A 26,241-nucleotide genomic window follows, 5' to 3' on the forward strand; every position below is an offset into this window, starting at 1 on the left:
GGCCGGCTGCGGGCCCGGCTCAGGGCTGCCGGTGCCACTGGACGACGCCGACCAGCGTGGTCGCCAGCACCAGCAGCGAGAGCAGCGCGCTGCGGCCGGCCACGTCTCCCGTGCGGCGCGACACCAGCACCGCGGCGGCGTCGAGCCCGGTCAGCAGCAGCGTCACCTCGGAGGTGCGCCGCGCCTGCGGCGGCGGGCTGACCAGCAGGGCCGCCCCCATGGCGATGTTGCGCGCGGCGATGAGCCGCACGAGCAGCGGGAGCGCCGCGTCGTCCTGGGTCGCGTCGGCGCGGACGCCGAGCAGGCGGGTCATCGCGCGCGGCGCGAAGAGGGCGACCGCGCCCAGCCACACCGACAGCGCCCCGATGCTGCGCCGCTGGTCCCACCACACCCGGTCGCGGTCTGCCGTGCTCATGCGCGCTCCCTGCCCCCTGCGGGCCCGTCCACACCCGCCGCGCGCCAGGCGACCAGCACGACGACGAGAGCCAGGTACGGCAGCGTCAGCGCGCTGGCCACGACGTCGCTGGCCGCCGCCACGGCGAAGGCCCCCGCCGGCGGGTCGCCGAGCGGGCCGAGCACCGAGCGCCACCCCAGGGCGGCGACCGACGCCGGGACCGTCACCAGCGCGGACACCGCTCCGCCGGTGACCACACCGGCGAGGACGGTGCCCGGGGCGGCGCGCACGGCCGACGCGGACGTCCGCAGGCCGCGCCGCAGCGCCCCGCGCCCGCTCCACGACGCCGGCCGGGCGCCGCCGCCCACCGCCAGCGGCACGAGCGCCCCCACGACCCACACCTGCGCCACGAGGGCCGTAAGGAACCCGACGACGTCGACGGCGAGGGCCGCCAGCGCGCTCGGGCTGCTCCACACCAGCACCTGCCGCAGCACGTCGGGCACGGTGTTCACCGCGGTGGCCAGGGCCGCCGCGGCGTACGCCGCCCCGGCCCGGCGCCGCAGGAGCCGCAGCGCCGCCGGCAGGACGGCCCGCGCTCCCCACGCCGGCGATGCCGGCACCGACGCCGGCTCCGACGCCGGTGCGGCGCTCAGGACCCCTCCCGGGTGGCCACGGCCTGCACGAGCCGGTCGCCCGCGCGGCGGCGGGTGCGCCCCGGCTGCACGGCGAACCCGGCGGCCCCGACCGCCTCGAGGAGCTCGTCGCCGGAGAAGCGCCCCTCGGGGTGGCGGGACACGGCCCGCAGCCACGGCGCGTCGACGACGCGCGAGGTCATCTCCGTGAGCGCCAGCTGCCCGCCCGGCCTGACCACGCGGGCGGCCTCGGCGAGGACGGCGCGCCAGTCGTCGGCGTGGTGCAGGGCGTGGAAGGACACCAGCAGGTCGGCGCTGCCGCCGTCGAGCGGGAGGGCGGCCGCGTCGGCCTCGAGGACCTCCACCTCGACACCGGGGCGCGCGGCGAGGTCGGCCAGCGCCGCGCGCGCCGAGACCACCGAGGCGGCGTGGAGGTCGACGGCCGTGACGCGGCGGGCCCCCATCAGCTCGACCGCGCACCGGGTGCCCAGCCCGCGCCGTCCCGTCCCGACCTCGACGCACACCTCGCCGCGCGCCCCCAGGCGCGCGAGCTCGGGACCCTCGAACCGCAGACCGACCTCGTGGCGCGCCCGGGAGTCGACCCAGACCCGGTTCGCGTCGAGGTACGTCGGAGGGGCCTGGCCGCCGCGGGGGCTGCCGGTCTCGCGGGGGCTGGGGTGGGCTGCCACCCCGCTCCCCTACCCCCTCAGCAGGGCGTCACCCCGCGGGGGACGCCGGGCGTCAGCGGTCGCGCTCGGTGGTGCTGCGCGCGAACGCCGCGAGGGCGTCGCGCACGTGCCCGGCGGGCAGGCCGTCGAGCACCTCGACGGCGGACGCGGCCCACTCGCGGGCGCTCTCGCGGGCCGTCGCCGCGTACGGGGAGGCCGCGAGGGCGTCGACGGCGGTGGCGAGGGCCTCGTCACCGGAGAGGTCGGCGTCGAGCAGCTCGACCAGGGCGGCGGCCTCGGCGTCGCCTCCGGCGGAGGCGCGGCGGGCGAGCAGCACCGGGAGCGTGGGGACGCCCTCGCGCAGGTCGGTGCCGGCGGCCTTGCCGGTGCGGGCGACGGCGTCCTCGCCGGAGCGGGAGAGGTCGAGCACGTCGTCGGCGAGCTGGAAGGCGACGCCGACGCGCTCGCCGTACAGCCGCATGACCTCGACGACGTCGGCCGGGGCGCCGGAGAACTGCGCGCCGAACTGGCCGGCGAGCGCGATCAGCGAGCCGGTCTTGTCGGAGAGGACCTGCAGGTGGTGCGCCACCGGGTCCTCGTCGGGGCGGGGCCCGACGGTCTCGTGCATCTGGCCGAGGCACAGGCGCTCGAAGGTCTCGGCCTGCAGCCGCACCGCGAGGGGCCCGAGCTCGGCCACCAGGCGGGAGGCGCGGGCGAAGAGGAGGTCACCGGTGAGGATGGCGACGTCGTTGCCCCACTTGGCCTGCGCCGACGGGGCGCCGCGGCGCAGCGGGGCGTCGTCCATGACGTCGTCGTGGTAGAGGCTCGCGAGGTGCACCAGCTCGACGGCGACGGCGGCGGTCAGCACGCCCGGGTCGTCGGGGTCGCCCAGGTGGGCGGCGAGCAGCGCGAGCATCGGGCGCACCCGCTTGCCGCCGGCCTCCACCAGGTGCCGGGAGGCGGCGTCGGCGAGGGCGTCGGTGTGCCTCACGGCCTCGCGCAGCTGGGCCTCGACGCCGTCCAGACCGTCGAGGACGCGGGCGGTCAGCGCCTCGTCGACGTCGGGGACGGCGGCGGTGCCGCGCGCCCGGGGGCTCGCAGGCCCCGGGGGCGCGGGGACGAGCGCTCCCGTGACCACGGGGCCAGCGTAGGTCACCGCCCGACCGGGGCCAGGCGCGACAGCAGGGTGACCACGCGGTCGGCCGCATCACCGCCGGTCGGCTCCGCCAGGTTCGCGAGGAGCTTGACCACGAGGTGCATCGCTCGGCGGCGCGGCAGGCCCAGGCGCACGGCCGCCGACAGCACCTGCGGGTGGGCGATGAGCTTGGCGAAGGTGCGGCCCAGGGTGAAGTACCCGCCGAGCTCGGCGTAGAGGGCGCGCGGGTACGCCTCGAGGGCCGCCGCGCGGGCGGCGTCACCGCGGTCGCGGCCCTGCTGCAGGGCGGTGACCACGACGTCGGCGGCGAGGCGCCCGGAGTGCAGCGCGTACTCGATGCCCTCGCCGTTGAAGGGGTTGACCATGCCGCCGGCGTCGCCCAGCAGGAGCACGCCGTGCTTCGCGTGGGGCGTGCGGTTGAAGCCCATGGGCAGCGCGGCGCTCTTCACCGGCCCCTCCTGGTGGGCCTCGTCGAGGGTCCACTCCGCGGGGGTGGTGGCGAGCCACTGGCGCAGCACGGCCTTGAGGTCGACCGGCTGGCTGGCGTCGATGACGCCCAGCCCGACGTTGGCGCGGCCGTCACCGAGGCCGAAGATCCAGCCGTAGCCGGGCAGCAGCGGCGAGCGGCGGGGCTCGCCCGACCACAGCTCCAGCCAGCTCTCCATCCACGGCTCGTGGCTGCGGGGCGTGCGGAAGTAGGCCCGCGCGGCGACGCCGAGGGGCCGGTCGGTGCGGCGCTCGACGCCGAGGGCCACCGCGGTGCGGCTGGAGACGCCGTCGGCGGCGAGCACCACGGGAGCGCTGTGCACCACCTCGGGCCCGGTCGCCCGGCCGCGCTCGTCGACGGGCCTGGCGCGCACCCCGGTGACCAGGCCGGTGGTCCCGTCGAGCACGGGGGCGACGGCGGCCGTGCGCTCCAGCAGGCGCGCCCCGGCGGCGCCGGCCCGGCGGGCGAGCAGCTCGTCGAAGTCGCCGCGGGTGCGCACCAGCCCGTGGTCGGGGAAGGAGGCGAGCCGGGGCCAGGGGATGTCGTAGCTGCGGCCGCCGCCGACCAGGCGCAGGCCGCGGGTGCGCGCCCAGCCGTCCTGCTCGGCGTCGGTCAGGCCGAGGTGGGCGAGCTCGCGGACCGCGCGGGGCGTCAGCCCGTCGCCGCAGACCTTGTCGCGGGGGAACGACGACCTCTCCAGCAGCACGACGTCGAGCCCGGCGGCCGCCAGGTGCGCCGCGGCCGAGCTGCCGGCCGGGCCGGCGCCCACGACGACGACGTCGGCGCGCTCCCCGCCGCCCGCGCTCGTGCTCACGAGGTGGGGCGGACGGCGCGGTGCAGCGCCACGATGCCGCCGGTGAGGTCCTTCCAGGCGGTGCCGGTCCACCCGGCGTCCTGGACCCAGCGGGCCAGGCCGGCCTGGTCGGGCCAGGCGCGGATCGACTCGGCGAGGTAGACGTACGCCTCGGGGTTGGAGGCGGTGCGCCGCGCTACCGCGGGCAGCGCGCGCATCAGGTACTCGGTGTAGACCGTGCGGAACGGCGCCCACGTCGGGTGGGAGAACTCGCACACCACCAGGCGTCCGCCCGGGCGGGTCACCCGGAGCACCTCCGCGAGCGCCGCCTGCGGCTCCACCACGTTGCGCAGGCCGAAGCTGATGGTCACCGCGTCGAAGGCGGCGTCCGCGAAGGGCAGGCGGGTGGCGTCACCGGCGACGAAGGGCAGGTCGGGGCGGCGGCGGGCGCCGACGGCGAGCATGCCGCGGGAGAAGTCGCACGCGACGGCGCGGGCGCCGAGGTCGGCGAACGGCTCGGTGGAGGTGCCGGTGCCGGCGGCGAGGTCGAGGACCTTCTCGCCGGGGCGCAGGTCGAGGGCGCGGACCACCGCGCGCCGCCACCCGCGGTCCTGGCGGAGGCTGAGGATGGTGTTGGTGCGGTCGTAGCGGCTGGCGACGCCGTCGAACATGGCGGCGACCTGCTGGGGTGCCTTGGCGAGGTCGGCGCGAGTCACCCGACCATGGTCCCCCATCGGCTCCCGTGCGGCGCCCCACCCGCCTCCCGGCCGTGATCACCGCCGCGGGAGGGCGGCGTCGTAGGCTCTGGCGCCGTGAGCAGCGCCACGTCGTCCTCCAGCTCCACCGCCGCCGCCGCTGTGCGGGAGGCCGCGCAGCGCGCCGCCGGAGCCGCCGCCGCGCTGCGGATGGCCCCGGACTCCCAGGTGAGCGAGGCGCTGGCCGCCGCGGCCGAGCGCGTGGCCGTCGCGGCCGACGCGGTGCTCGCGGCCAACGCCGACGACGTGGCCGCCGCCGAGGCGTCGGGGACGAGCGCGGGGCTGCTCGACAGGCTCCGCCTCGACCCGGCCCGCCTGGAGGCCGCGGCCCAGCAGCTGCGGGAGATCGCCGCGCTGCCCGCGCAGCCGCGCATGGTGTTCGTCCGCGACCTGCCGGGCGAGGGCGTCCACGGCGGCCAGGTGTGGGAGCGCCGCGTGCCGGTCGGTGTCATCGGCGCCACCTACGAGGCGCGGCCCGCGGTGACCGTCGACGTCGCCGGGCAGGTGCTGCGCGCCCGCAGCGCCGCCGTGCTGCGCACCGGGTCGGCGGCCCTGCGCACGTCCAGCGTGCTGGTCGACGAGGTGCTCGCCCCGGCGCTCGCCGCCGCGGGGCTGCCCGACGGCTCCGTGCAGCTGGTCCGCCAGCCCGGCCACGACGCCGCCGAGGCGCTGGTGGCCCAGCCCGACCTGGTCCCCCTCGTCATCGTGCGCGGCTCCGGGGAGACCACCCGCCACCTGTCGCGCCTCGGCGCCGCGGCCGGGACGCGGGTGCTCGCCCACGCCGACGGCGGCGGGGTGCTCTACGCCGACCTCGCGGCCGACCTCGACAGGTTCCGCGACCTGCTGCGCGCCGGCGTCGACAGGCTCGGGGTCTGCAACCGGCTGAACCTGCTGCTCGTGCACGCCGCCCGCTGGGAGGAGCTGAGCCAGGTGGCCGTAGAGGTGCTCTCCGAGGCGGGCGTCGAGGCGCAGCTGCCCCCGCACGCCCAGCGGCTCGGGCACGAGTGGGCCCTGGACTCCGGCAACGAGGCCCGCGTGACCGTGGCGCCGGTGGCCGGCGCCGTCGAGGCCGCCGGGCTCGCTGGCGCGCAGACCAGCGGCATCGCCGCCACCGTCGTCACCGAGGACGCCGGCACGGCCGCGGAGTTCCTCGGCTCGTGGGGCGGCACCGGCGGCTTCTGGAACACCACCACCCGCCTGCTCGACGGCTACAAGCTGCTCGGCGTCCCCGAGACGGGCATCAGCGTCGACTCCGTGCCCGGGCCCCGCGGCCCGGTCACCGGGGCCGACCTGGTGCTGCGGCAGTTCGTGGTGCTCCCCGCGGGCACCGCGGAGGCCGACGGCGTCGAGGCCTCCCTGCGCGGGTGACCCGCCGCTGACGGACCGCCGGTGCGCCGTGTGGTGGACGTCATCACGTCCGGCGCCCGCTGCGGGGGTCGCTCCGCCGGGAGGCGCCTAGCCTGGACGGCGATGACCACGACCGTCGGCCGCCCCGGCCGCCCGCCCGCGCCGCGCCCCTCCGGGCCGGCCGCCGAGCGCGCCCTCTCCGCGGGTGCGCGGCTGCGCTGGCGGACCACCCGCCTGAGCGACCCGGGCCCGCTCCTGGAGCTGCTCACCCGGACCGCCCCCGCGAGCACCGGCCCCGGCGGGCCGCTGGCGTGGGTGCGGCGGGGCGAGGGCATCGTCGGGTGGGGCGAGGCGGCACGCGTCGAGGCCTCTGGCGAGCACCGCTTCGCGACGGCGGGCGCCGCCTGGCGCGACCTGCTGCTGGGCGCTCCCGTGGTCGACGAGGTGCGCCAGCCGGGCACGGGCCCGGTGGCCTTCACCTCCCTGTCCTTCGACGGCGGCTCCGCGGCGGGCGGGGTGCTCGTCGTGCCCGAGGTGCTGGTCGGGCGCCGGGGCTGCACCTGGTGGGTCACCACCGCGACCCCGGTGGACGAGCCCGCGGCGGCGCCCGCGGACGTGCTCGCCTCCGCCCTCGGCGGGGCCGCCGACGAGCACGACGCCCTCAGCGGCCTGGGCGGCCCCGGTGCCGTCCGCTACTCCGACGGCGCGCTGAGCGGCCCGGCGTGGGCCACCGCGGTCGCCCGGGCGGTGGAGCGCATCCAGGCCGGTGAGCTCGAGAAGGTCGTGCTCGCGCGCGACCTGGTCGCCGAGACCGAGCACGCCGTCGACCCGCGCTGGCTGCTCGGCAGGCTCGCCGAGGCCTACCCCTCGTGCTGGTCGTTCGCCGTCGACGGCCTGGTCGGCGCCACCCCCGAGCTGCTGGTGCGCCGCGAGCGCGGCCTGGTGCACTCCCGGGTGCTGGCCGGCACCATCCGCCGCACGGGCGACGAGGAGCGCGACGCGGCGCTCGCGGGCTCGCTGGCGCGCTCGGGCAAGGACCTGGAGGAGCACGAGTACGCCGTGCGCTCGGTGGTCTCGGCGCTGGCACCCCACTGCCGGACGACGACGGCGCCCGACGCGCCGTTCGTGCTCCACCTGCCGAACGTGATGCACCTGGCCTCGGACGTCACCGGCGTCCTCGACGACGGCCGCCCCGGCGGCGCCCCCGGGGTGCTCGAGCTCGCGGCGGCGCTGCACCCGACGGCGGCGGTGTGCGGCACCCCCACCCCCGCCGCGGCGGCGCTGATCGCCGAGCTGGAGCAGATGGACCGCGACCGGTACTCCGGCCCCGTGGGCTGGGTGGACGCCGACGGCGACGGCGAGGTGGGCCTCGCGCTGCGCTGCGCCCGGATCGACCCCGACGACAGCCGCCGCGTGCGGCTGTTCGCCGGGTGCGGGGTGGTCGCCGGGTCCGACCCGGTGGCCGAGCTGGCGGAGTCCGACGCGAAGCTCGTGCCGGTCCGCGACGCCCTCGGCAGCGCCTGAGGCCCGGCCCCCAGGCGGTTCCAGGCGTTCCAGGCGGTTCAGCCGCTCCGGCGCACGGCCTCCGACACGGCTCCGCGGACCCGGGCGTGGAGCGCGCGCAGGTCCGCGCGGTCGGCGCGCACCACGAGCACCTCGCGGCCCCGCACCGGCGCCGCCAGGGCCGCGCGGAGGTCGTCGAGGCCCTCGACCCGGCGCGCGCTGACGCCCAGGGCGGCGGCGAGGGCCACCAGGTCGCGGCCGTGGGGCGTCCCGAAGAGGCGCTCGAAGACGGCGGCCCGGTCGGGAGCGCCCGGGTCGCCGTGCTCCAGGCCGGTGAAGATGCCGCCGCCGTCGTCGTCCACGACCACCACGCGCAGGTCGGGCTCCGGCTCCCCGGGGGGCAGCAGCAGGCCGTTGGCGTCGTGCAGCAGCGCCAGGTCGCCGACCAGCACCGTCGCGGGCGCCCCCGCCGCGAGCGCGGCTCCGGTGGCCGTGGACAGCGTGCCGTCGATGCCGGACAGGCCGCGGCCGGCGAGCACCCGCGGGCCCCCCGGGGTGCCGGTCCAGGGGGCGGCGGCGAGGTCGAGGTCGCGGACGGCGTTGGAGGCGGCCGTCACGAGCAGCTCTCCCGGGCGCCGTCCCAGCGCGGCGGCGACCTCGCGCGCGACGAGCGGGCCGGTCAGCCGTCCGGAGCCCGCTGCGGCGTCGAGCTCGGCGTCGAGGGCCTCCTGGGCCGCGGCTCCGGCGCGCTGCCAGGCGGTGAGGCAGGCGGCGTCACCCCGGCTGCCGGTCAGGAGCTGCTCGGTGCCGGCCGTCGGTGGCACGACCACCCGGCGTGCGCCCCGGGTGGGGTCGGGGCCGGGGTCGTCCGCGTGGGCGACGAGGTGCACCAGCGCGACGTCGCCGCGCGCGAGGAGCGCCGTGACGGGGCGGCTGAGGGTGGGGCGCCCGACGGCGACGACCCTCTCGACAGCGCCGCCGAGGTCCGGCTCGCCGAGCAGCAGGCGGTAGGGGCCGACGGCGTTCGGGCCGCCGCGGGCGCCGGAGCTCGGCTCGGCCAGCAGGGGCCAGCCCCGGCGCTCGGCGAGGGCGCGCGCGAGAGCACCCAGGTGGGCGGGTGCGTCGCCCACGACGACGACCGTGCGCGCCTCCCCCTCCACCGCACCCTCCGCGGAGGGTGCGGAAGGGGCGGAGGGAGCGCGAGGACCGGGGGCGGGGTCCCAGGGGGCGTCGGGGACCAGGGGGTCGGCGAGCGCCAGGTCGCCCTGCACGGGGCCGGGACGCGCGTCGCGGTCGCCGCGGGCCGTGGCCACCAGGTCGGCCACGCCCGCGCGCCAGGTGGCCTCGACGCGGGCCAGCAGCTCGCCCTCGCGGGGCACCGGCAGGTCGAGGGCCAGCCGCGCCGCGGCGCCGAACAGGCCCGCCTGCAGGGCCGTGGTCTGGTTGGCCCACGTGCCGCGCACCGCGTGGGGCCGGTCGGCCGAGAGCACCACCAGGGGCACGCCCGACTCCGCCGCCTCGAGCACCGCCGGGTGGAGGTTCGCGACCGCCGTCCCCGAGGTGGTGACGACGGCGGCCGGAGCGCCCCCGCCGCGGGACAGGCCCAGGGCGGTGAAGCCCGCGGCCCGCTCGTCGTGGCGCACGTGGAGGCGGACCAGGCCCGCGGCGTCGGCGGCGTGGAGCGCGTACGCCAGCGGCGCCGACCGGGAGCCGGGGCAGAGCACCACCTCCCGGACCCCCGACGCCGCGAGCTGCTGGACCACCGCGCGCGCGAGCGCCGTCGACGGGTTCACCACCGGCCCATCATGGGCGGCCGACCGCCCGCCGACACCACCGCCGGAGGGGAGGGGACGGCTCAGGGCAGGAGGGCGTGGCAGCGCCGCAGGCGGTCCAGCCACCACCGGCGGCGCTCGGGCGGAGCGGCGTGGCGGTCCAGCAGCTCGGGGTCGGGCTCCACCGCGCCCACCGGCAGCGACCCGTCCTCCAGCGGCCGGGGCGCGGCGACGTCGACGGCGAGGAGCGACCCGGTGCCGAGCCCCGCGGCGAGCGGCTCCCCCGCCCCCGGCCACCCCGAGGGCAGCGCGGAGGTCGGAGCAGCGGGGAGGGCAGCGGGGAGGGCAGCGGCGGCGGCGAGCCCGGCGCCGATGCCGACGGCGGTGTCGAGGGCGCTCGAGAGGACCACCGGCACGCCGTGCTCCTCGCGCAGCTGCGCCGCCAGCGCCAGGACGGCGCGGACCCCGCCCATCGGCGGGACCTTGAGGACGGCGACGTCGGCGGCGCCGGCCCGCACCACCGCGAGGGGGTCCTCGGCGCGGCGGATGCTCTCGTCGGCGGCCACCGGCACCTCCACCCCGGCGGCGCGCAGGCGGCGGCGCAGCTCGACGAGCTCGGGCACCGAGGCGCAGGGCTGCTCGGCGTACTGCAGCGGCCCGCCGGCCGCGAGGGCCTCCAGCGCGGCGGCGGCCTCGTCGACGGACCAGCCGCCGTTGGCGTCGACGCGCACCGCGGTGCCCGTCCCGGTGCCGGCCCCCCGGGCCGCGAGGACCTCGCGGACGGCGGCGACGCGGGCGACGTCGTCGCGGAGCTGCTGACCGGGCTCGGCGACCTTGACCTTGGCGGTGGTGCAGCCCGGGAAGCGCGCGAGCACCTCGGGCACCCGCTCGGCGGGGACGGCGGGGACCGTCGCGTTGACGGCGACCCGGGGCCGCAGCGGCGCGGGCCAGCCGCGCCACGCCGCCTCGACGCCGGCCGCCAGCCACGTCGCGGCGACGGCGTCGTCGTACTCGGCGAAGGGCGAGAACTCCCCCCACCCGGCGGGGCCGCGCAGCAGGAGGGCCTCGCGCACGTCGAGCCCCCGGAACCTCACGCGCAGCGGGAGGGCCACCACGGCGACGCCGTCGAGGAGCTCGTCGAGGGCCGGAGCGCCGTCGCACGGGTGCCGGTCCGAGCGCCGTTCGGCGGAGGCGTCCACCCCCGGAACGCTCGCAGACTCATCCCCCGGGCTGACGGGCGGGGCACCAGGTCGGTGCGCCGGGCTGACGACGCCCGACCCGCGGCGCCGTCACGCTCTCGTCATGAGCGCGGTGGCAGCCCCGAACCCCTCGGCCCGGACCGCAGGGGCGCCGTCGTCCCGCGGGGACCGGCCCGCACCGGGTCGGGCGGCGCGGTCCGGGGTCGCGGTGGCGGCGGTCGTCGCGGCGGGCGCAGCCGCCCTGCTGCTGGGCGCCGCCACCGAGGTGGGCCAGGGCGTGCTGCCCACGGCGTGGGGACCGCTGGCCGGCTCGGTGGCGGCCTGGGCGGTGATCCCCGCACTGCTGGCCGGGGTGGTGGTCTCCGCCACCGGGTGGCGCGGCCGGCGCGCGGAGGGCCTCGGGGCGGTCAGCGGGCTGGTCGCGACCGAGGCCCTGGTGGCGGGCTACTACGGGTGGGCCGCCCTCGTGAGCGGCACCCCGCACGCGGTGGCGTCGGTGGCCGTGTGGGCGGGGGCGGGCGTGGTGAGCGGCGCGCTGGTGGGGGCTTGCGCCGCGGCGGTGGCCGCCGGCAGCGGGCACGTCCGCGGCGCGGCGCTGGGGCTGCTGGGCGCGCTGGTGCTCGCCGACGGCCTGCGCTCGGTGCTCCTGTTCCCCTGGCAGGCCGCGGGCGGGTGGCTGTTCGTGGTCTCGGGGGTGCTGGTCGCGACGCTGCTGCCGCGACGCGGCGAGCGGACGGCGGCCGGGCTGGTGCTCGTCTGCTCCCTCGCCCTGGGCGCCGGCGGCTACGCCGTCCTCGATGCGGTGGTGACGCTGGCCGGCTCGCGCTGAGCGCCGGCCCGGGCCCCGTCGCAGCGCCTCAGGCGGGCACGCCGACCATCGCCGCGGAGCGCTCCCACAGGCCCCGCGCGAGCTCGACGTCGTCGGCCTGCCGGCTCGGGCGGCCGATGACGAACCTGTCGAGGTAGGCGCCGTCGACGGTCTCCGGGTCGGGCCGGGTGGCGAGCGCCAGCAGCGGCGCGGCGCCCTCCTCGGAGGTGATGGTCAGCAGGCGGCTCAGCGGGGGCCGGTAGAGCACCCGCACCACGGGCGTGTCGGCGCCGAAGGCGGTCCCCACCACACCGGGGTGGAAGCACGACGCCGTGGCCGTGCCCTCCAGGCGCCGCGACAGCTCGCGGGTGAACAGGACGTTCATCAGCTTCGTGGTGCCGTAGACCCGGAAGCCCCGGTAGCGGCCGACAGCGCTGTCGAGGTCGCCGAGGTCCACCCTCCCGAAGGAGTTCGCGCGGCTCGACGTCGTGATGACCCGCGCGCCCGGCGTCGCCTCGACGCGCTCGCGCAGCAGGGCCGTGAGCAGGAACGTCGACAGGTGGTTCACCTGGAGCGTCTTCTCGTGGCCGTCCTCGGTGACCACCCGGTCGGGGAAGGTGCCGCCGGCGTTGTTGGCCAGCACGTCGATGCGGTCGCAGCGCTCGAGCACCTCGGCGGCGGCGCGGCGGACGTCGGCGAAGCTGGTGAAGTCGGCCAGGACGGGCTCCACGCCGAGCTCGGCCGCCAGCGCCCCGGTGCGCCGCGGGTCGCGGCCGAGCGGGACGACGGTGGCCCCCGCCGCGGCGAACCGGCGGGCGGCGGCGGCGCCGATGCCCGAGCTGGCGCCGGAGACGACGACGGTCCGCCCCTCCAGGCGGGGCAGCGCGGAGGCGTGGCCGGGGGTCTGCGGGGCGCTCGTCATGACCCCAGCATCGGTGCGCCGGCCACCGGAGGCGACCCGCCCGCCTAGCCTGGAGCGGTGGGGTGGCTGGTGGTCGCCGTGGCGACCGCCGCGCTCGCAGCGGGGATGGCGCGCCTCGGCGTGCCGTCGGCGGCCCTGTTCGCCGCGGTGCTCGCCGGGCTCGTGGTCGCTCTCGCCGGCTGGCCGCGCACGCGGCTGCGGCGGGGGGAGCGCCTGGAGCTGCCCGCGCCGGCCTCGAAGGGCGGGCAGGCGGTGCTCGGCGTGCTGTCCGGCGCCCTGCTGCAGCCGGCGACGCTCGCCGAGCTGGCCGGGGCGTGGGCGCCCGTCCTCGCAGCCGTGGTGGCGACCCTGCTGGTCAGCGTGCTCGCGGGACTGCTGCTGGGGCTGTGCCGCGACGTCGACGCCGCCACGGGCTCCTTCGCCATGGTGGCCGGGGGCGCGTCGGGGCTGACGGCCATCGCCGGGGAGCTGGGAGCGGACCAGCGCGTCGTCGCGGTGGTCCAGTACCTGCGGGTGCTGCTCATCCTGCTGGCCATGCCGGTCGTCGCGGTGCTGCTGGGCGGGGGTCCAGGAGGAACCGGCGCGGCGACCGCAGGGGGCGGAGTCGCCCTGACGGCGAGCGCGGCGCCGTGGTGGGCCGACGTCCTCTTCACCGGCGCCGTCGCCGCCGCGGGGATCTGGCTGGCGCGGCTGGCGAGGCTGCCCGCCGGGCCGCTGCTCGGGCCGATGGTCCTGGCGGCCGCAGCCTCCGCCACCGGCCTGACGCAGGGCGCCACGGTGCCCGCTCCGGTGCTGCAGGTGGCGTTCGCGCTGATCGGCCTGCAGGTGGGCCTGTCCTTCACGCGGTCCAACCTCCGCACCGTCGGGCGGGTGCTGCCGACGGCGCTGGTGCTGATCGTGCTGGTCATCGCGGCGACGGCGGCCGTGGGCGTGCCGCTGCTGCGCCTGGCCGGCGCCTCGACCCTGGACGCCTACCTGGCCACCACGCCGGGCGGGCTCTACGCGGTGGTGGCGACCTCGGCGGACAGCGGCGGTGACACCACGCTGGTGCTGGCCGTCCAGGTGCTGCGCCTGCTCGTGATGCTGCTGCTGGCTCCGCTGATCGGCGCGGCGCTGGGACGGCGGGGCCGGGGAGGACGGCGCGGCACCTGACCCCCGCACGGGGGCGCGCACCGGGCGCGCCACCGGGTGCGCCACGGGGTGCGCCACGGGGTGCGCCACGGGGTGCGCCACGGGGTGCGCCACGGGGTGCGCCACGGGGTGCGCGGCGCTGACGGACGGCGCCCCGGGAGCCCTACCCTGCGGGCATGGCGATCTCCGCGGAGCCGCAGCGGCAGCAGCAGCGCTCGACGCCGGACCTCGTGGTCACCGTGCTGCTGCTCCTCGTCGGCGCGCTCGCGGCGGCGGCCGCCGTCCCCCTGGGCGCGGTGCTCACGACGGCCGCCGGCGGGTGCGGGGTGCAGGGACCCTGCAGCACCCTCGGGCTGACGGCGGGGGTCGGCCTCGCGGCGCTCGGGCCGAGCGCCGGCGTCCTCGGGTTCGGCGCCTGGGCGGTGGTGCGGCTGGTCCGCGGGCGGCGCGCCTGGTGGGTGGCGCTGGTGGCCCTCCTGTCCGCGCCCGCCCTGTGGTTCCTGGGCGCCTTCGTCCTCTGGGTGGGCGTGGGCGGCCTCTCGGCCTGATGCCGGGCGGTGCTGCTAGGGTGGGCCGGTGAGCGCGCTGCCCGGGGTGTCCGAGACCTTCGACCCCGCCGCGTGGCGCGAGGTCCCCGGGTTCGAGGGCCTCACCGACGTCACCTACCACCGCTGCGTGCTGCCGGGGGCCGCCGGCGGCACCGTGCGGATCGCCTTCGACAGGCCGCAGGTGCGCAACGCCTTCCGCCCGCACACCGTCGACGAGCTGCACCGCGCCCTCGACCACGCCCGCCGCACCGCCGACGTCGGCTGCGTGCTGCTGACCGGCAACGGGCCCAGCGCCAAGGACGGCGGGTGGGCGTTCTGCTCCGGCGGCGACCAGCGCATCCGCGGGCGCTCGGGGTACCAGTACGCGGCCGGCGGAGACGGGGGCGGCCCGACGGCCGACGAGACGGCGGCCGGCGTCGACGCGCGGCGCACCGCCGCCGAGGGCGGTCGCCTGCACGTGCTCGAGGTGCAGCGGCTGATCCGCACCATGCCCAAGGTGGTCGTCGCCGTCGTCCCCGGGTGGGCGGCCGGCGGGGGGCACAGCCTGCACGTGGTGTGCGACCTCACGGTGGCCAGCCGCGAGCACGCGCGCTTCAAGCAGACCGACGCCGACGTCGGCAGCTTCGACGCCGGGTACGGCTCCGCCTACCTGGCCCGGATGGTCGGGCAGAAGCGGGCGCGCGAGATCTTCTTCCTCGGCCGGGAGTACTCGGCGCAGGACATGGCCGACATGGGCGCGGTGAACGTCGTCGCCGACCACGCCGACCTCGAGTGCGAGGCGCTGCGGGTGGCCGCCGAGGTGTGCGGCAAGAGCCCCACGGCCCAGCGGATGCTGAAGTTCGCCTTCAACCTGGTGGACGACGGCCTCATGGGGCAGCAGGTGTTCGCCGGCGAGGCGACGCGCCTGGCGTACATGACCGACGAGGCCGTGGAGGGCCGCGACTCCTTCCTGGAGAAGCGCGAGCCCGACTGGTCGCCCTTCCCCTACTACTTCTGAGGTCCCCGTGAGCAGCACCCAGACCGCACGACGGGTGGCCGAGGAGCTGCTCGCGCCGCAGGCCGCCAGCACGGAGGCCGCGGGAGCGGTGCCGCGGTCGCACCTCGACGCGCTCGCGGCGGCCGGACTGGGGCGGACCGGGGGCGCGGACGCGCTCGCCGTGCTCGAGGAGCTGGCCGCGGGAGACCTGGCCACGGCCTTCGTGTGGGTCCAGCGGATCGGGGTGGTCCGGTGGCTGGAGCAGGCGGGCCCGGCGTGGGCGAGCACCCTGGAGGACCTGCGCGCCGGCCGCCTGCACGCGGGCATCGCCCTGCAGGCGGCGCTGCGCCCCGGGCCCGCCGCCGTCGTGGCGCGCCGGGACGACGACGGCGCGTTCGTGCTCGACGGCACCGTCCCCTGGGTCACCGGGTGGGGGCTGCTCGACGCCGTCCTGCTCACGGCCCGCGACGGCGAGGACGTCTTCTTCCTCCTGCTCGACGCGCGCCCCGACCAGGAGGGACCGACGCTGCGCGGGGAGCCCCTCGACCTCGTCGGCGTCCCCGCCAGCCGCACCGTCGAGCTGCACCTGGCCGGGCACCGGGTGCCCGCGGACCGGCTCGTGGCCACCGGCCGGCACGCCGCGCTGCTCGCCGGCGACGCCGCGGGGCTGCGCACCAACGGCTCCCTCGCGCTCGGGCTGGTGCTGCGGTGCGTGCGGGCGCTGGAGGGCTCCCCCGCGGCGGACGCGCTGGGGGCCCAGCTCGACGCGGCCCGCGAGCGCCTCGACGCCGCGGGGCCGGCGGAGCTGCCGGCGGCGCGCGCCGCGGCGGTGGAGCTGGCGTGGAGGGCCGCGGGGGCGCTCGCGACCGCGACGGGGAGCAGCGCCGTCATCGCGGGCGGGCTGGCGGAGCGAACGGTGCGGGAGGCGCTCTTCCTGCTGGTCTTCGGGTCGCGGCCGGCCATCAAGGCAGCGCTGGTGGCCTTCCTCGCCCGCTGAGCCCCCCTCCTCGCCCAGCCCCACCGCAGCCGAGCGCCTCGTTGCGGTTCCCACCCCCTCCAGAACCGCAGCCGAGCGCCTGACTGCGGTTCCCACCCCCTCCAGAACCGCAGCCGAGCGCCTGGCTGCGGGTCGGGTGGCCGAGGGGCACCGACCTCTCGCGGGGAGGTCACCCGGCGTCCACCTCGGCGTCGTCAGGGGGGCGGCTGGCGCCGGTAGACCGGAGCCTCGTGAGCACGACCACCACGGCTGCCGCGCCCCTGCCCCGCCAGCGCGCCCGCGCCCGCGCCCGCCGCGGCGACGTCCTGGAGCTGGTGCCCGCTCCGGCCGCCAGGCCGGCGCTGAGGGGGTGGCTGCACGCCGGGTTCGCGCCCGTCGTCGCCGTCGCCGGCCTGGTGCTGCTGGACCGCGCCGACACCCGGCTGGAGGCGGGGGCGGTCGGCGTCTACGCCGCGGTGAGCCTCGTGCTCTTCACCACCAGCGCGCTGTACCACCGGCGCGCGTGGGGCGAGGCGGGGCTGCGCCGCATGAAGCAGCTCGACCACGGCAACATCCCGCTGGTGGTCGCCGCGAGCGCGACCCCGCTGCTGCTGCTCGGGGTGCCCGGCGGCCTCGGGGTCGTGCTGCTGGCGGCGCTGTGGACCGCTGCGCTGATGCTGGCGGCGTCGCGGTGGGTGTGGCCGGACTGCCCCCGGCGCCTGCACACCGCGGCGACGGCGGCGCTCGGCTGGGCGGTGGTGCCGGTGCTGCCGCTGCTGCTCGCCAGCGGGGCGGTGGTGGACGCCGGGCTCGTGGTCGCGCTCGTGGCGGCGAGCGGTGCGCTGCTGACAGCGGGCGCCGTCGTCTACGCGACGCGGTGGCCGGAGCCGTGGCCGCGCCTGGCGGGCCACCACGAGGTCTTCCACGCCCTGACGGTGGCGGCGTGGCCGCTGCACGCGGCGGCCGTCTGGCTGCTCTGCGCCTGACCACCCGGCCGACCACCCGGCCGACCACCCGGCCGACCACCCAGGCCCTTGCCAGCCCCGTCGGGTAGCACGGAGCATGGCGGAGGTGACGACGTCGGACCCCGCAGGTGACGACAGGACGGAGGTGGCGCGGTGAGCGCGACCCAGCCGGTGCCCTCGAGGGTGCAGCTGCCCTCCCCGGCGGTGCTGAAGCCCCTGATGCGCGGCTGGCTCCACGCCGGAGCCGTGCCGCTGGTGCTGGCGGCCGGCATCGTCCTCGTGTGCCTGGCGCGCGGCGCCACCGCGGTCACGGGCGTGGCGATCTTCGCGGGCACGAGCACGCTGCTCTTCGCCACCAGCGCCGTCTACCACCGGTTCCGGTGGTCGGACCGGGCGCGGCTGTGGCTGATGCGCGCCGACCACGGCAACATCCCGCTGGTCATCGCCGGCTCGATGACGCCCGTGGCGCTGCTGGGACTCACCGGCGGCTGGCGCGTCGGGGTGCTCGCCACCGTGTGGACGGCGGCGCTGATGGCCGTGGCGTTCCGCTGGCTGTGGCCGCGGTGCCCCCGCGCGCTGCACACGAGCATCTCGCTGGTGCTCGGCTGGGCGCTGCTGCCGGCGCTGCCGGTGCTGCTCGACCACGGCGGCGTCGCGGTGTTCGCGCTCGTGCTCGCGGGCGGCGCCCTCTACACGGTGGGCGGTGTCGTCTACGGGCTGAAGCGCCCGGACCCGTGGCCGCGGACGTTCGGCTTCCACGAGGTCTTCCACGCGCTGACGCTGCTGGCGTGGCCCGCGCACTACGTCGCGATCAGCCTGCTCGCCTACCGCTGACACGCCCGGGAGGGCCCCCGCGCGGGCGTCCTCCGCCCGAGCGACGTAGCCTCCTCAGCGATCTCTCAGGCGACCGCGAGGAGGCGGCTGTGGCCACCACGACGACGACGTCAGGGCCGGGTGGGAGCGAGCTGCCCCAGACCGCCCCACCCCGCTCCAGGGCGGGCCAGGTGGCGCTGTGGACGGGCGTGTCCCTGGTCGGCGCGGCCTGCTGGACGGTGCTCGCGCTCTCGCGCGGGGAGTCCGTCAGCGCGCTGTGGATCCTCTTCGCGGCGCTGTGCTCGTACGCCATCGCCTACCGCTTCTACTCGCGCTTCATCACCTACCGGGTGCTGCGCGCCGACGACCGCCGCGCCACCCCCGCGGAGCGGCTCGAGAACGGCACCGACTACGAGGTCACCGACCGGCGGGTGCTCTTCGGGCACCACTTCGCCGCCATCGCGGGGGCAGGGCCGCTGGTCGGGCCGGTGCTCGCGGCGCAGATGGGGTACCTGCCGGGGACCATCTGGATCGTCGTCGGCGTGATCTTCGCCGGAGCGGTGCAGGACCTGGTGGTCCTGTTCTTCTCGATGCGGCGCAACGGCAAGAGCCTCGGGCAGATGGTCCGGGACGAGATCGGCGTGGTCGGCGGGATCGCGGCGCTCGTCGCCGTCTTCGCCATCATGATCATCATCCTGGCGGTGCTGGCGCTGATCGTGGTGAACGCGCTGGCGGAGTCTCCGTGGGGTGTCTTCTCCATCGCGCTGACCGTGCCGATCGCCCTGTTCATGGGCGTCTACCTGCGCTTCCTGCGACCCGGGCGGGTGCTGGAGACCACCGCCATCGGCGTCGTCCTGCTGCTCGCGGCCATCATCGGCGGCGGCTACGTGGAGCAGCTCGGCCTGGCGGAGTCGCTGACGCTGAGCAAGGAGACCCTGGTCGTCGCGCTGGTGGTCTACGGCTTCGTGGCGTCGGTCCTGCCGGTGTGGCTGCTGCTGACCCCGCGCGACTACCTGTCGACGTTCATGAAGGTCGGCGTCATCGTGCTGCTGGCCGCGGCGCTGCTGCTGGCGCGGCCGGTGCTCGAGAACGACGCCGTCACCAGCTTCGCCCGGGAGGGGAACGGGCCCGTCTTCGCCGGGTCGCTGTTCCCGTTCGTGTTCATCACCATCGCCTGCGGCGCGCTGTCGGGCTTCCACGCCCTCATCTCCTCGGGCACCACGCCCAAGATGGTGGCCAAGGAGCGGCAGGTCCGCTTCATCGGGTACGGCGGCATGCTGATGGAGAGCTTCGTCGCCATCAGCGCGCTCATCGCCGCGTCGGTGATCGACCAGGGGCTGTACTACGCCATGAACGCGCCCGCGGGCGCCACGGGCGGCTCGCCGGAGACGGCCGCGGCGTACGTGAGCGGGCTGGGCTTCGCCACCTCGCCCGACGCGCTGGCGGGTGCTGCGGCCGCCATCCAGGAGCCGAGCATCATCAGCCGCACCGGCGGGGCGCCGACGCTGGCGATGGGCATCTCGCAGATCTTCCACGAGGCGTTCGGTGGCAACCTGCAGGCGTTCTGGTACCACTTCGCGATCATGTTCGAGGCGCTGTTCATCCTCACCGCCGTCGACGCCGGCACCCGTGTGGGCCGGTTCATGCTGCAGGACACGATCGGCAACGTCTGGCCGAGGTTCGGCGACCTCACGTGGCGCACCGGGACGTACCTCGCGAGCGCCGTCGTCGTCGGCGCGTGGGGTACTTCCTCTACACCGGCGTCACCGACCCGCTCGGCGGCATCAACCAGCTGTTCCCGCTGTTCGGCATCGCCAACCAGCTGCTCGCGGCCATCGCGCTGACGCTGTGCACCACGCTGCTCATCAAGCACGGCAGGGCGAGGTACGCGTGGGTGACCGGCGTGCCGCTGGCGTGGGACCTCGTGGTGACGATGGCCGCCAGCTGGCAGAAGGTCTTCTCCTCCAACCCGGCCATCGGCTACTTCGCGCAGGCGTCTCGCTACCGGGAGGCGCTGGCCGCCGGGGAGGTGCTGGCGCCCGCCAAGGACGCCGCCCAGATGCAGCAGGTGGTCACCAACTCCACGACCAACGGCGTGCTGCAGTCGCTGTTCGCGGTGCTCGTGCTCGTGGTGGCGGCCAACGCGGCGCTGGTGGTGGTCCGGGCGCTCAGGGCCGGGTCGCTGCCCACCACCGAGGTCCCCTTCGAGGAGTCGCGGCTGGTCGAGCCCGCGGGGATGCTCGCGACGCCCGCCGAGAAGGAGGCGCTGCGCCAGCACGCAGCGGCCGGCGGACGGGCCTCCGGCGGTCACGGTGGCCGCGGGAGCGCGCACGGCGGCGGGCACGGGTGAGCACGGGGCTCGGGTCGCTGGTCTCCGGGGTGCGCTGGTACCTGCGGGAGATCGGCGGCACCGCCCGCTGGGAGGCCTACCTGGAGCACTGCCGCGAGCACGGCCACGAGCCGCTGAGCCGCGGGGCGTTCGAGCGGGCCCGCACCGACGCCAAGGCCGCCACGCCCGGCGCCCGCTGCTGCTGACCGCACGACCCGCTGCCCCCCCGGATCGCAACCAGGCGCTCGACTGCGACTCCCGCGGGGTGGGAACCGCAACCAGGCGCTCGACTGCGACTCCCACGGGGGTGGGAACCACAACCAGGCGCTCGACTGCGACTCCCGTGGGGGTGGGGCGGGCAGGGCGACGACGACGGGTGCTCGCTAGCGTCGGCGGATGCCCTCATCGCGCGTGGACGGTCCCCTCGTCGTCGTCACGGGGGCCGCGGGACGCATCGGACGCACCACGGCCCCGCTCCTCCCGGCGTCGTGGCGGCTGCGCTTGACGGACCTGCGCGCGGGCGAGCTGCCGGGCAGCGGCCTGCCGGTGGCGGCCCTGGACGTCACCGACGAGGGGGCGTGCCGGGCGGCGTTCGAGGGTGCTGACGCCGTCGTCCACCTCGCCGGGGTGCCCGACCCGCACGCCACCTGGGACCAGCTGCTGCCCGCCAACGTGGTCGGCACGCACGCGGTCGCGGCGGCCGCAGCTGCGGCGGGCGTGCGGAGGCTGGTGGTGGCGAGCAGCCTGCAGGCGGTCTCGGCCCCTCCGTCCGAGCACCAGGTGCGCAGCGAGGACCCCCCGCGGCCCGCCAACCTCTACGGCGCCACCAAGGGGTGGGCCGAGCTGGTCGGCTCGTGGGTCGCGGCCACGAGCTCGACGTCGGTCGTGGCGCTGCGCATCGGCTTCTTCCAGGAGCAGGGCCCGCCGTGGGAGGGCGCGACCCCCCGCGACAAGGCGGCGTGGCTGTCGGTGCGCGACGCCGCCGAGCTGCTGCGCGCGTCCGTGGAGGCGGAGCTGCGCGAGGTCGACGGCGCTCCGGTGGGCCACGGGGCGGGCTTCGTGGTGGCCAACGGCACGTCAGCCGGCCGGTACCGCAAGGCCGACCCCTCCACCACGCAGCGCGTGCTCGGCTACCGCCCGCTCGACGACGCCTGGGCTGGCGAGCCGCTCCCCTGACCCGGCGGGTGGTCGCCGGTCACGCCCCGGCGGAGCGCCGGGCGGGGTGGACGGCCACCTCGGCGGCCTTGACCGCGAACCAGACCCGCGCGCCGGGCACGAGGTCGAGGTCGGCGGCGGAGGCGGCGGTGACGTCCGCCGCGAGCGCGGGGCCACCGGCGGCCGGCGCCTCGGCGCGCACCCTCACGAGCGGACCCCGCGGCTCGACGGCGGCGACGACGACGGGCAGGGCCACCCGGGGGCTGCTGCGGCCCGCGGCCGGGGGCTCGCGGTGCACCGCGACGGCGGCCGGGGAGAAGACCGCGACCGCGGGGGCACCCGGGACGCAGGCGGGGTCGAGCACGCCGGCGAGCAGCGACCCGTCGGTCGTGCGCAGGCCACCCGGGTCGGCGGTGCCGCCGACGAGGTCGAGCCCGGCGAGCCGGGCCGCGAAGGCGCTGCGGGGGCTGGCGAGCACCTCGCGGACCGGACCCTCCTCGACCACGCGGCCCGCCTCCAGGACGACGGCGCGGTCGGCGAGGGCGAGCGCGTCGAGCGGGTCGTGCGTGACGAGCAGGGCCGGCGGGGAGCCCGGCGCGGCCAGGACGCGGCGCAGCAGCTGGCGCACCTCGGGGGCCGCGGTGACGTCGAGCGCGGCCATCGGCTCGTCGAGCAGCAGGGCCCGGGGGGAGGTCGCGAGGGCTCGCGCCACGGCCACCCGCTGGGCCTGGCCGCCGCTGAGCTGCGCGGGGCGGCGGTCGGCGAGGTGCGCCGCGTCGGCCCGCTCCAGCCACCCAGCGCCGCCGTCCGCGCCGCACGCCGTCCGCCCCCGGCGGCCCGCACACCGAAGGCGACGTTCTCCGCGGCGGTGAGGTGCGGGAAGAGCAGGGGCTCCTGCGCCAGCAGCGCCGTGCCCCGCCGGTGGGGCGCGACGTCGGCGTCGGGCTCGTCCGCACCGGCGCCCGCGCTCAGGAGCACCGCGCCGTCGAGCTCGACCCTGCCGCGGTCGGGGCGCAGCAGTCCGGCGGCGACCGCGAGCAGCGTCGACTTGCCCGCGCCGTTGGGGCCGAGCAGGGCCACGACCTCCCCGGGTGCCACCCTGACCTCGGCGTCCAGGCCCCGCGCGTCGACGGTCGCCCGCACCAGCAGGCCGGTCACGGGGCGTCCCCGGAGGTGGTGCGACCGCGGGCGACCACGATGACGACGACGGCGACCACCACCAGCACGAGCGAGAGCGCCACCGCGGCGCGGGCGTCGGACTCGCGCTGGAGGTAGACCTCCAGCGGCAGGGTGCGGGTGACGCCCTGCAGGCTGCCGGCGAAGGTGAGCGTGGCCCCGAACTCCCCCAGCGCCCGGGGCGAACGACAGCACCGCGCCGGAGACCAGCCCCGGCAGCACCAGCGGCAGGGTGACGCGGCGCAGCACGGTCGACGGGGCGGCGCCCAGGGTGGCCGCGACCTGCTCGTACCGGGTGCCGCGGGCGCGCAGCGCCCCCTCGAGGGAGAGCACGAGGAAGGGCATCGCCACGAACGTCTGGGCGATGACGACGGCGGCGGTGGAGAACGCGAGCCGCAGGCCGAGCACCTCGAGCGAGGAGCCCAGCAGCCCCTGGCGCCCGAAGGTGTAGAGCAGGGCGATGCCCCCGACCACGGGCGGGAGAACGAGCGGCACCAGCACCAGCGAGCGCAGCAGCCGCAGCCCCGGGAACGAGCACCGGGCCAGGACCAGGGCCAGCGGCACCCCGAGCAGCAGGCACAGGGCGGTGCTGGCGGAGGCGGTCAGCAGCGACAGGCGCAGCGCGGCGAGCGACGCCTCGGAGGTGACCAGCGACCCGAAGGACGGCCAGTCGACGCGCGCCACGACGGCCACCAGGGGCAGGACGACGAAGGCCGCGCCGAGGGCCGCGGGGGCGAAGGCCCACGCGGGCAGGCCGGTCCGACCCGAGCGGTGTCGCCTCACGCGGCTCGGCGGTGCGCCGCGGCGGTCACGAGGCGCCGGCGGGGGTCTCGACGATGACCGTGGTCGCCTTGACCACCGCGACGGCCATCCGGCCGGGCTCCAGCCCGAGCTCGCGGGCCGCCTCGGAGCTCATGAGCGAGGTGACCCGGTGCGGCCCGCACTGGAGCTCCACCTGGGCCATGACGCCGTCGGCCACCACGGAGGTCACCAGGCCGACGAAGCGGTTGCGGGCTGAGCGCGCGACGCCGGAGGGGTCGCCGGCGGGGCGTCCCGCGTGGGTGCGCGCGAAGGCGGCGAGCTCCGCACCGGGCACCGCGAGGCGACCCGCCGGACCGCGGTGGGCGGGCAGGGCGCCCGAGTCGACCCAGCGGCGCACGGTGTCGTCGCTGACACCGAGCAGCTCGGCGGCCTCGCGGGCCGAGTAGGTAGGGGGCTCGGCCGCTGGGCTCACGGGCACACCGTACGCCGCACGTGCGGCACCGACCGTCGCTCTGCGCCGCGGCTGCGGCATCCCGCCGAGAGATCCCCGAGCGGCGCATGCACCACCGCCGACGGGGAATGAAGTTGCCTGCTGCAAGCATTACACCTACGGTTGCTTCAACGAACTTGTAGAGGAGGTTCCCGTGGCCAGTCCCCACGCCTGCGCAGCGCTGGTCGACCAGTTCCCGCACCTGGCGCGCAGCAAGCGGGCGCTCGTCGGGTCGCACCCCGGCGCCGCCACGGCCACCCTGGCCACCGTCGTCGCCGTCGGCCCCGCCCGCGTCAGCGAGGTGGCCGAGCACATGGGCCTGGACCTGTCCACGGTCAGCCGCCAGGTGGCGCACCTGCGCCGCGACGGGCTCGTCGAGGCCACCCCCGACGCCTCCGACGGCCGCTCGCAGCGCCTCTCGGCCACCCCCGCCGGCATCGCCCTGCTCCGCGCCGAGCGCCGCCGCCTGGTCGACGCCGTCGCCACGCGGCTCACGGCGTGGGACGACGACGACCTGGGCGCCCTCACCCGCCTGCTGGACCGCCTGGCCGAGGACCTCGCCCGGACGTCCCCCCACACCGCACAGACCGCCCCCGCACAGCCCGCCCCCGCGACGCAGACCCCGAGGTACGCATGACCACCACCGCTCCGCGCCCCGCGGCAGCAGCGCTGCCCGAAGCCACCCACCCCGCCATGACGCACCGGCAGATCCTCGAGGCCCTGTCGGGGCTGCTGCTGGGCATGTTCGTGGCGATCCTCAGCTCGACCGTCGTGTCCAACGCGCTGCCGGTGATCATCCCGGCGCTCGGCGGCGGTGAGTCGGGCTACACCTGGGTGGTGGTGGCCGCCCTGCTGGCCACGACGGTCTCGACCCCGATCTGGGGCAAGCTGGCCGACACCTTCTCCAAGAAGGTGCTGGTCCAGAGCTCGCTGGTCATCTTCGTCATCGCCTCGGTCGTCGCCGGGCTCTCCGTCAACGTGCCGATGCTCATCGCCGCCCGCGTGGGCCAGGGCCTGGGCGCCGGCGGCCTCACCGCGCTGGCGCAGATCGTGCTGGCCACGATGATCGCCCCCCGCGAGCGCGGCCGGTACTCCGGCTACCTCGGGGCGACCTTCGCCCTGGCGACGGTCGGCGGCCCGCTGATCGGCGGCGTCATCACCGAGCACCTGTCGTGGCACTACACGTTCTTCGTGGGCGTGCCGTTCGCCGTCGCCGCGTTCGTCGTCATCCAGAAGACGCTCGACCTGCCGGTGGTCAAGCGGAAGGTCCACATCGACTACTGGGGCGCCACGCTCCTGACCGCCGGCGTCTCGTCGCTGCTGATCTGGGTCTCGCTGGCGGGCAAGAACTTCGACTGGATGTCGTGGCAGACGTTCGCTCTGGTGGGCGGCGGCATCGCGCTGCTGGTCGCGCTGGTGCTCGTGGAGCGCCGCGCTCGGGACGCCATCATCCCGCTGCACCTGTTCCGCTCCTCGACCACGGTGCTCGCCTCGGTCGCGAGCCTCTTCGTCGGCATCGCGATGTTCGGCGCCACGATCTTCCTGGCGCAGTACTTCCAGCTGGCCCGCGGCGACTCCCCCACGGTCGCCGGCCTGCGCACCCTGCCGATGATCGCCGGCCTGTTCCTCTCCTCCACCGTCATCGGCCAGCTGGTCACCCGCACCGGCCGGTGGAAGCGGTGGATCGTCACCGGCGGCGTGCTGCTGACCGCGGGCCTCGGCCTCATGGGGACCGTCGCCTGGAACACCGACTACTGGGTGGTCGGCATCTACATGGCGCTGGTCGGCCTGGGCGTCGGCATGATGATGCAGAACCTCGTGCTCGCCGTGCAGAACGTCACCGCCCCGCAGGACATGGGCACGGCCAGCTCGTTCGTGGCCTTCACCCGCTCCCTCGGCGGCTCCATCGGCGTCTCGGTGCTGGGCGCGGTGCTCGGCCACCGGGTCACGGCCTACCTGACCTCCAGCCTCACCGAGGCGGGTGTCGACCCCTCGCAGCTCGGCTCGGCCGCCGGCGGCGGCGTGCCGGTGCTGGCGGAGATCCCCGAGCCGGTGCGCTCGCTGGTCCAGGCCGCCTACGGCGACGGGATCGCCGACATCTTCTTGGTGGCCGCGCCGTTCGCCCTGCTGTCGCTGCTGTTCGTGCTGTTCTTCAAGGAGACGGCGCTGCGGACGAGCAACGACGCCCCCGCCAGCACCGGCGCGCAGGCCGCCTCCCCGGTCGGCGCTGCGGTCATCGGGACGGACGCCCCGGTGCAGGACGCCGCTGACGACGCGCAGGCGGTGGAGGACGACGGCGACGCCGTCCACCACGGCCGGCACGCGGCGCCGGTGGAGCCGGCCACCGGTGACGCCGACCACCTCGGGCGGCACACCGACCGGCGGGTCGCCCAGGACGCCCACCGCTGACCCGCTCCCGAGACGCCGCTGGACCGCACCCTCCGCGGAGGGTGCGGTCCAGCGGCGTCTCAGGAGCCCACTCTG

General features: G+C 77.5%; 22 protein-coding genes and 4 pseudogenes. 14 read left to right on the top strand and 12 right to left on the bottom strand.

Annotation, left to right across the window (positions count from 1 at the left end):
* Positions 1 to 19 precede the first annotated feature (19 nt).
* Genes F1641_RS08335 through F1641_RS08360 form a run of 6 tightly spaced genes read right to left on the bottom strand, consistent with a single transcriptional unit; the run spans position 20 to position 4,846 of the window.
* Positions 20 to 415, bottom strand: coding sequence for a DUF4267 domain-containing protein (locus F1641_RS08335; protein WP_194904375.1), 396 nt, complete (start codon positions 413 to 415; stop codon positions 20 to 22).
* The gene (locus tag F1641_RS08340) at positions 412 to 1,014 is read right to left on the bottom strand and encodes a hypothetical protein (protein ID WP_194904378.1); all 603 of its coding nucleotides are present in this window, start codon (positions 1,012 to 1,014) and stop codon (positions 412 to 414) included. Before F1641_RS08340 ends, F1641_RS08335 begins: the two co-directional genes overlap by 4 nt.
* A gap of 29 nt (positions 1,015 to 1,043) precedes the next feature.
* A complete protein-coding gene (locus F1641_RS08345) occupies positions 1,044 to 1,715 on the bottom strand; it encodes a class I SAM-dependent methyltransferase (protein ID WP_194904380.1) in 672 nt (223 codons plus the stop codon).
* 52 nt (positions 1,716 to 1,767) lie between these two features.
* Complete coding sequence (locus F1641_RS08350) at positions 1,768 to 2,832, bottom strand: polyprenyl synthetase family protein (protein WP_309225477.1); 1,065 nt, start codon at positions 2,830 to 2,832, stop codon at positions 1,768 to 1,770.
* A 14-nt stretch (positions 2,833 to 2,846) separates the two neighbouring features.
* On the bottom strand, positions 2,847 to 4,151 hold the full coding sequence (locus F1641_RS08355) for a geranylgeranyl reductase family protein (protein WP_194904384.1): 1,305 nt from the start codon (positions 4,149 to 4,151) through the stop codon (positions 2,847 to 2,849).
* Positions 4,148 to 4,846 (bottom strand): demethylmenaquinone methyltransferase, encoded by a 699-nt coding sequence (locus tag F1641_RS08360; protein WP_194904386.1) that lies wholly within the window; start codon positions 4,844 to 4,846, stop codon positions 4,148 to 4,150. The genes F1641_RS08355 and F1641_RS08360 overlap by 4 nt, the downstream gene beginning before the upstream one ends.
* Before the next feature lie 96 nt (positions 4,847 to 4,942).
* Between F1641_RS08360 and F1641_RS08365 the strand changes: the two genes are divergently transcribed.
* Both F1641_RS08365 and F1641_RS08370 read left to right on the top strand, forming a co-directional pair.
* Entirely contained in the window at positions 4,943 to 6,253 is a 1,311-nt protein-coding gene (locus F1641_RS08365) for an aldehyde dehydrogenase family protein (protein WP_194904388.1), read from the top strand.
* A 102-nt stretch (positions 6,254 to 6,355) separates the two neighbouring features.
* A complete protein-coding gene (locus F1641_RS08370) occupies positions 6,356 to 7,756 on the top strand; it encodes an isochorismate synthase MenF (protein WP_194904390.1) in 1,401 nt (466 codons plus the stop codon).
* Positions 7,757 to 7,794: 38 nt separating this feature from the next.
* Here the strand turns inward: F1641_RS08370 and menD are convergent, their stop codons facing one another.
* The gene (gene menD, locus F1641_RS08375; protein WP_206690775.1) at positions 7,795 to 9,531 is read right to left on the bottom strand and encodes a 2-succinyl-5-enolpyruvyl-6-hydroxy-3-cyclohexene-1-carboxylic-acid synthase; all 1,737 of its coding nucleotides are present in this window, start codon (positions 9,529 to 9,531) and stop codon (positions 7,795 to 7,797) included.
* A 59-nt stretch (positions 9,532 to 9,590) separates the two neighbouring features.
* The gene (locus F1641_RS08380; protein ID WP_194904392.1) at positions 9,591 to 10,706 is read right to left on the bottom strand and encodes an o-succinylbenzoate synthase; all 1,116 of its coding nucleotides are present in this window, start codon (positions 10,704 to 10,706) and stop codon (positions 9,591 to 9,593) included.
* A 103-nt stretch (positions 10,707 to 10,809) separates the two neighbouring features.
* On the opposite strand from F1641_RS08380, the gene F1641_RS08385 reads away from it, so the two are divergent.
* Entirely contained in the window at positions 10,810 to 11,535 is a 726-nt protein-coding gene (locus tag F1641_RS08385; protein ID WP_194904394.1) for a DUF6518 family protein, read from the top strand.
* A 28-nt stretch (positions 11,536 to 11,563) separates the two neighbouring features.
* Here F1641_RS08385 and F1641_RS08390 read toward each other — a convergent pair whose 3' ends face one another.
* Entirely contained in the window at positions 11,564 to 12,436 is an 873-nt protein-coding gene (locus tag F1641_RS08390; protein ID WP_194904395.1) for an SDR family NAD(P)-dependent oxidoreductase, read from the bottom strand.
* Positions 12,437 to 12,493: 57 nt separating this feature from the next.
* Here F1641_RS08390 and F1641_RS08395 point away from each other — a divergent pair, with 57 nt between their 5' ends.
* From F1641_RS08395 to F1641_RS08435, 9 genes and pseudogenes are all read left to right on the top strand, one after another.
* Entirely contained in the window at positions 12,494 to 13,588 is a 1,095-nt protein-coding gene (locus tag F1641_RS08395; protein ID WP_206690776.1) for an AbrB family transcriptional regulator, read from the top strand.
* Between the two features lie 143 nt (positions 13,589 to 13,731).
* A pseudogene (locus tag F1641_RS08400) lies at positions 13,732 to 14,115 on the top strand (DUF6264 family protein); the annotation flags it as partial.
* Positions 14,116 to 14,143: 28 nt separating this feature from the next.
* Entirely contained in the window at positions 14,144 to 15,112 is a 969-nt protein-coding gene (locus F1641_RS08405; RefSeq protein ID WP_194904399.1) for a 1,4-dihydroxy-2-naphthoyl-CoA synthase, read from the top strand.
* A gap of 7 nt (positions 15,113 to 15,119) precedes the next feature.
* Positions 15,120 to 16,088 (top strand): acyl-CoA dehydrogenase family protein, encoded by a 969-nt coding sequence (locus F1641_RS08410; protein ID WP_194904401.1) that lies wholly within the window; start codon positions 15,120 to 15,122, stop codon positions 16,086 to 16,088.
* A gap of 230 nt (positions 16,089 to 16,318) precedes the next feature.
* A complete protein-coding gene (locus F1641_RS08415; protein WP_194904402.1) occupies positions 16,319 to 17,053 on the top strand; it encodes a hemolysin III family protein in 735 nt (244 codons plus the stop codon).
* A 132-nt stretch (positions 17,054 to 17,185) separates the two neighbouring features.
* Entirely contained in the window at positions 17,186 to 17,866 is a 681-nt protein-coding gene (locus F1641_RS08420) for a hemolysin III family protein (RefSeq protein WP_206690777.1), read from the top strand.
* Between the two features lie 131 nt (positions 17,867 to 17,997).
* Positions 17,998 to 20,195: pseudogene (locus F1641_RS08425) on the top strand (carbon starvation CstA family protein).
* Positions 20,192 to 20,380 (top strand): YbdD/YjiX family protein, encoded by a 189-nt coding sequence (locus tag F1641_RS08430; protein ID WP_194904404.1) that lies wholly within the window; start codon positions 20,192 to 20,194, stop codon positions 20,378 to 20,380. Before F1641_RS08425 ends, F1641_RS08430 begins: the two are co-directional and overlap by 4 nt.
* A 190-nt stretch (positions 20,381 to 20,570) precedes the next feature.
* On the top strand, positions 20,571 to 21,350 hold the full coding sequence (locus F1641_RS08435) for an NAD(P)-dependent oxidoreductase (RefSeq protein ID WP_194904406.1): 780 nt from the start codon (positions 20,571 to 20,573) through the stop codon (positions 21,348 to 21,350).
* A gap of 19 nt (positions 21,351 to 21,369) precedes the next feature.
* Here the strand turns inward: F1641_RS08435 and F1641_RS23785 are convergent.
* From F1641_RS23785 to F1641_RS08450, 3 genes and pseudogenes are all read right to left on the bottom strand, one after another.
* Positions 21,370 to 22,487 (bottom strand): annotated as a pseudogene (locus F1641_RS23785) (sulfate/molybdate ABC transporter ATP-binding protein).
* Positions 22,484 to 23,288: pseudogene (locus F1641_RS23065) on the bottom strand (ABC transporter permease). Before F1641_RS23065 ends, F1641_RS23785 begins: the two co-directional pseudogenes overlap by 4 nt.
* Before the next feature lie 25 nt (positions 23,289 to 23,313).
* On the bottom strand, positions 23,314 to 23,739 hold the full coding sequence (locus tag F1641_RS08450; RefSeq protein WP_309225480.1) for a helix-turn-helix transcriptional regulator: 426 nt from the start codon (positions 23,737 to 23,739) through the stop codon (positions 23,314 to 23,316).
* 172 nt (positions 23,740 to 23,911) lie between these two features.
* Between F1641_RS08450 and F1641_RS08455 the strand changes: the two genes are divergently transcribed.
* The gene (locus F1641_RS08455) at positions 23,912 to 24,394 is read left to right on the top strand and encodes a MarR family winged helix-turn-helix transcriptional regulator (protein WP_194904410.1); all 483 of its coding nucleotides are present in this window, start codon (positions 23,912 to 23,914) and stop codon (positions 24,392 to 24,394) included.
* Positions 24,391 to 26,166 (top strand): MDR family MFS transporter, encoded by a 1,776-nt coding sequence (locus tag F1641_RS08460; RefSeq protein WP_206690778.1) that lies wholly within the window; start codon positions 24,391 to 24,393, stop codon positions 26,164 to 26,166. Before F1641_RS08455 ends, F1641_RS08460 begins: the two co-directional genes overlap by 4 nt.
* Positions 26,167 to 26,241 lie beyond the last annotated feature (75 nt).

This window comes from Quadrisphaera sp. INWT6 (genome assembly GCF_015390235.1).
GTDB lineage: Bacteria > Actinomycetota > Actinomycetes > Actinomycetales > Quadrisphaeraceae > Quadrisphaera.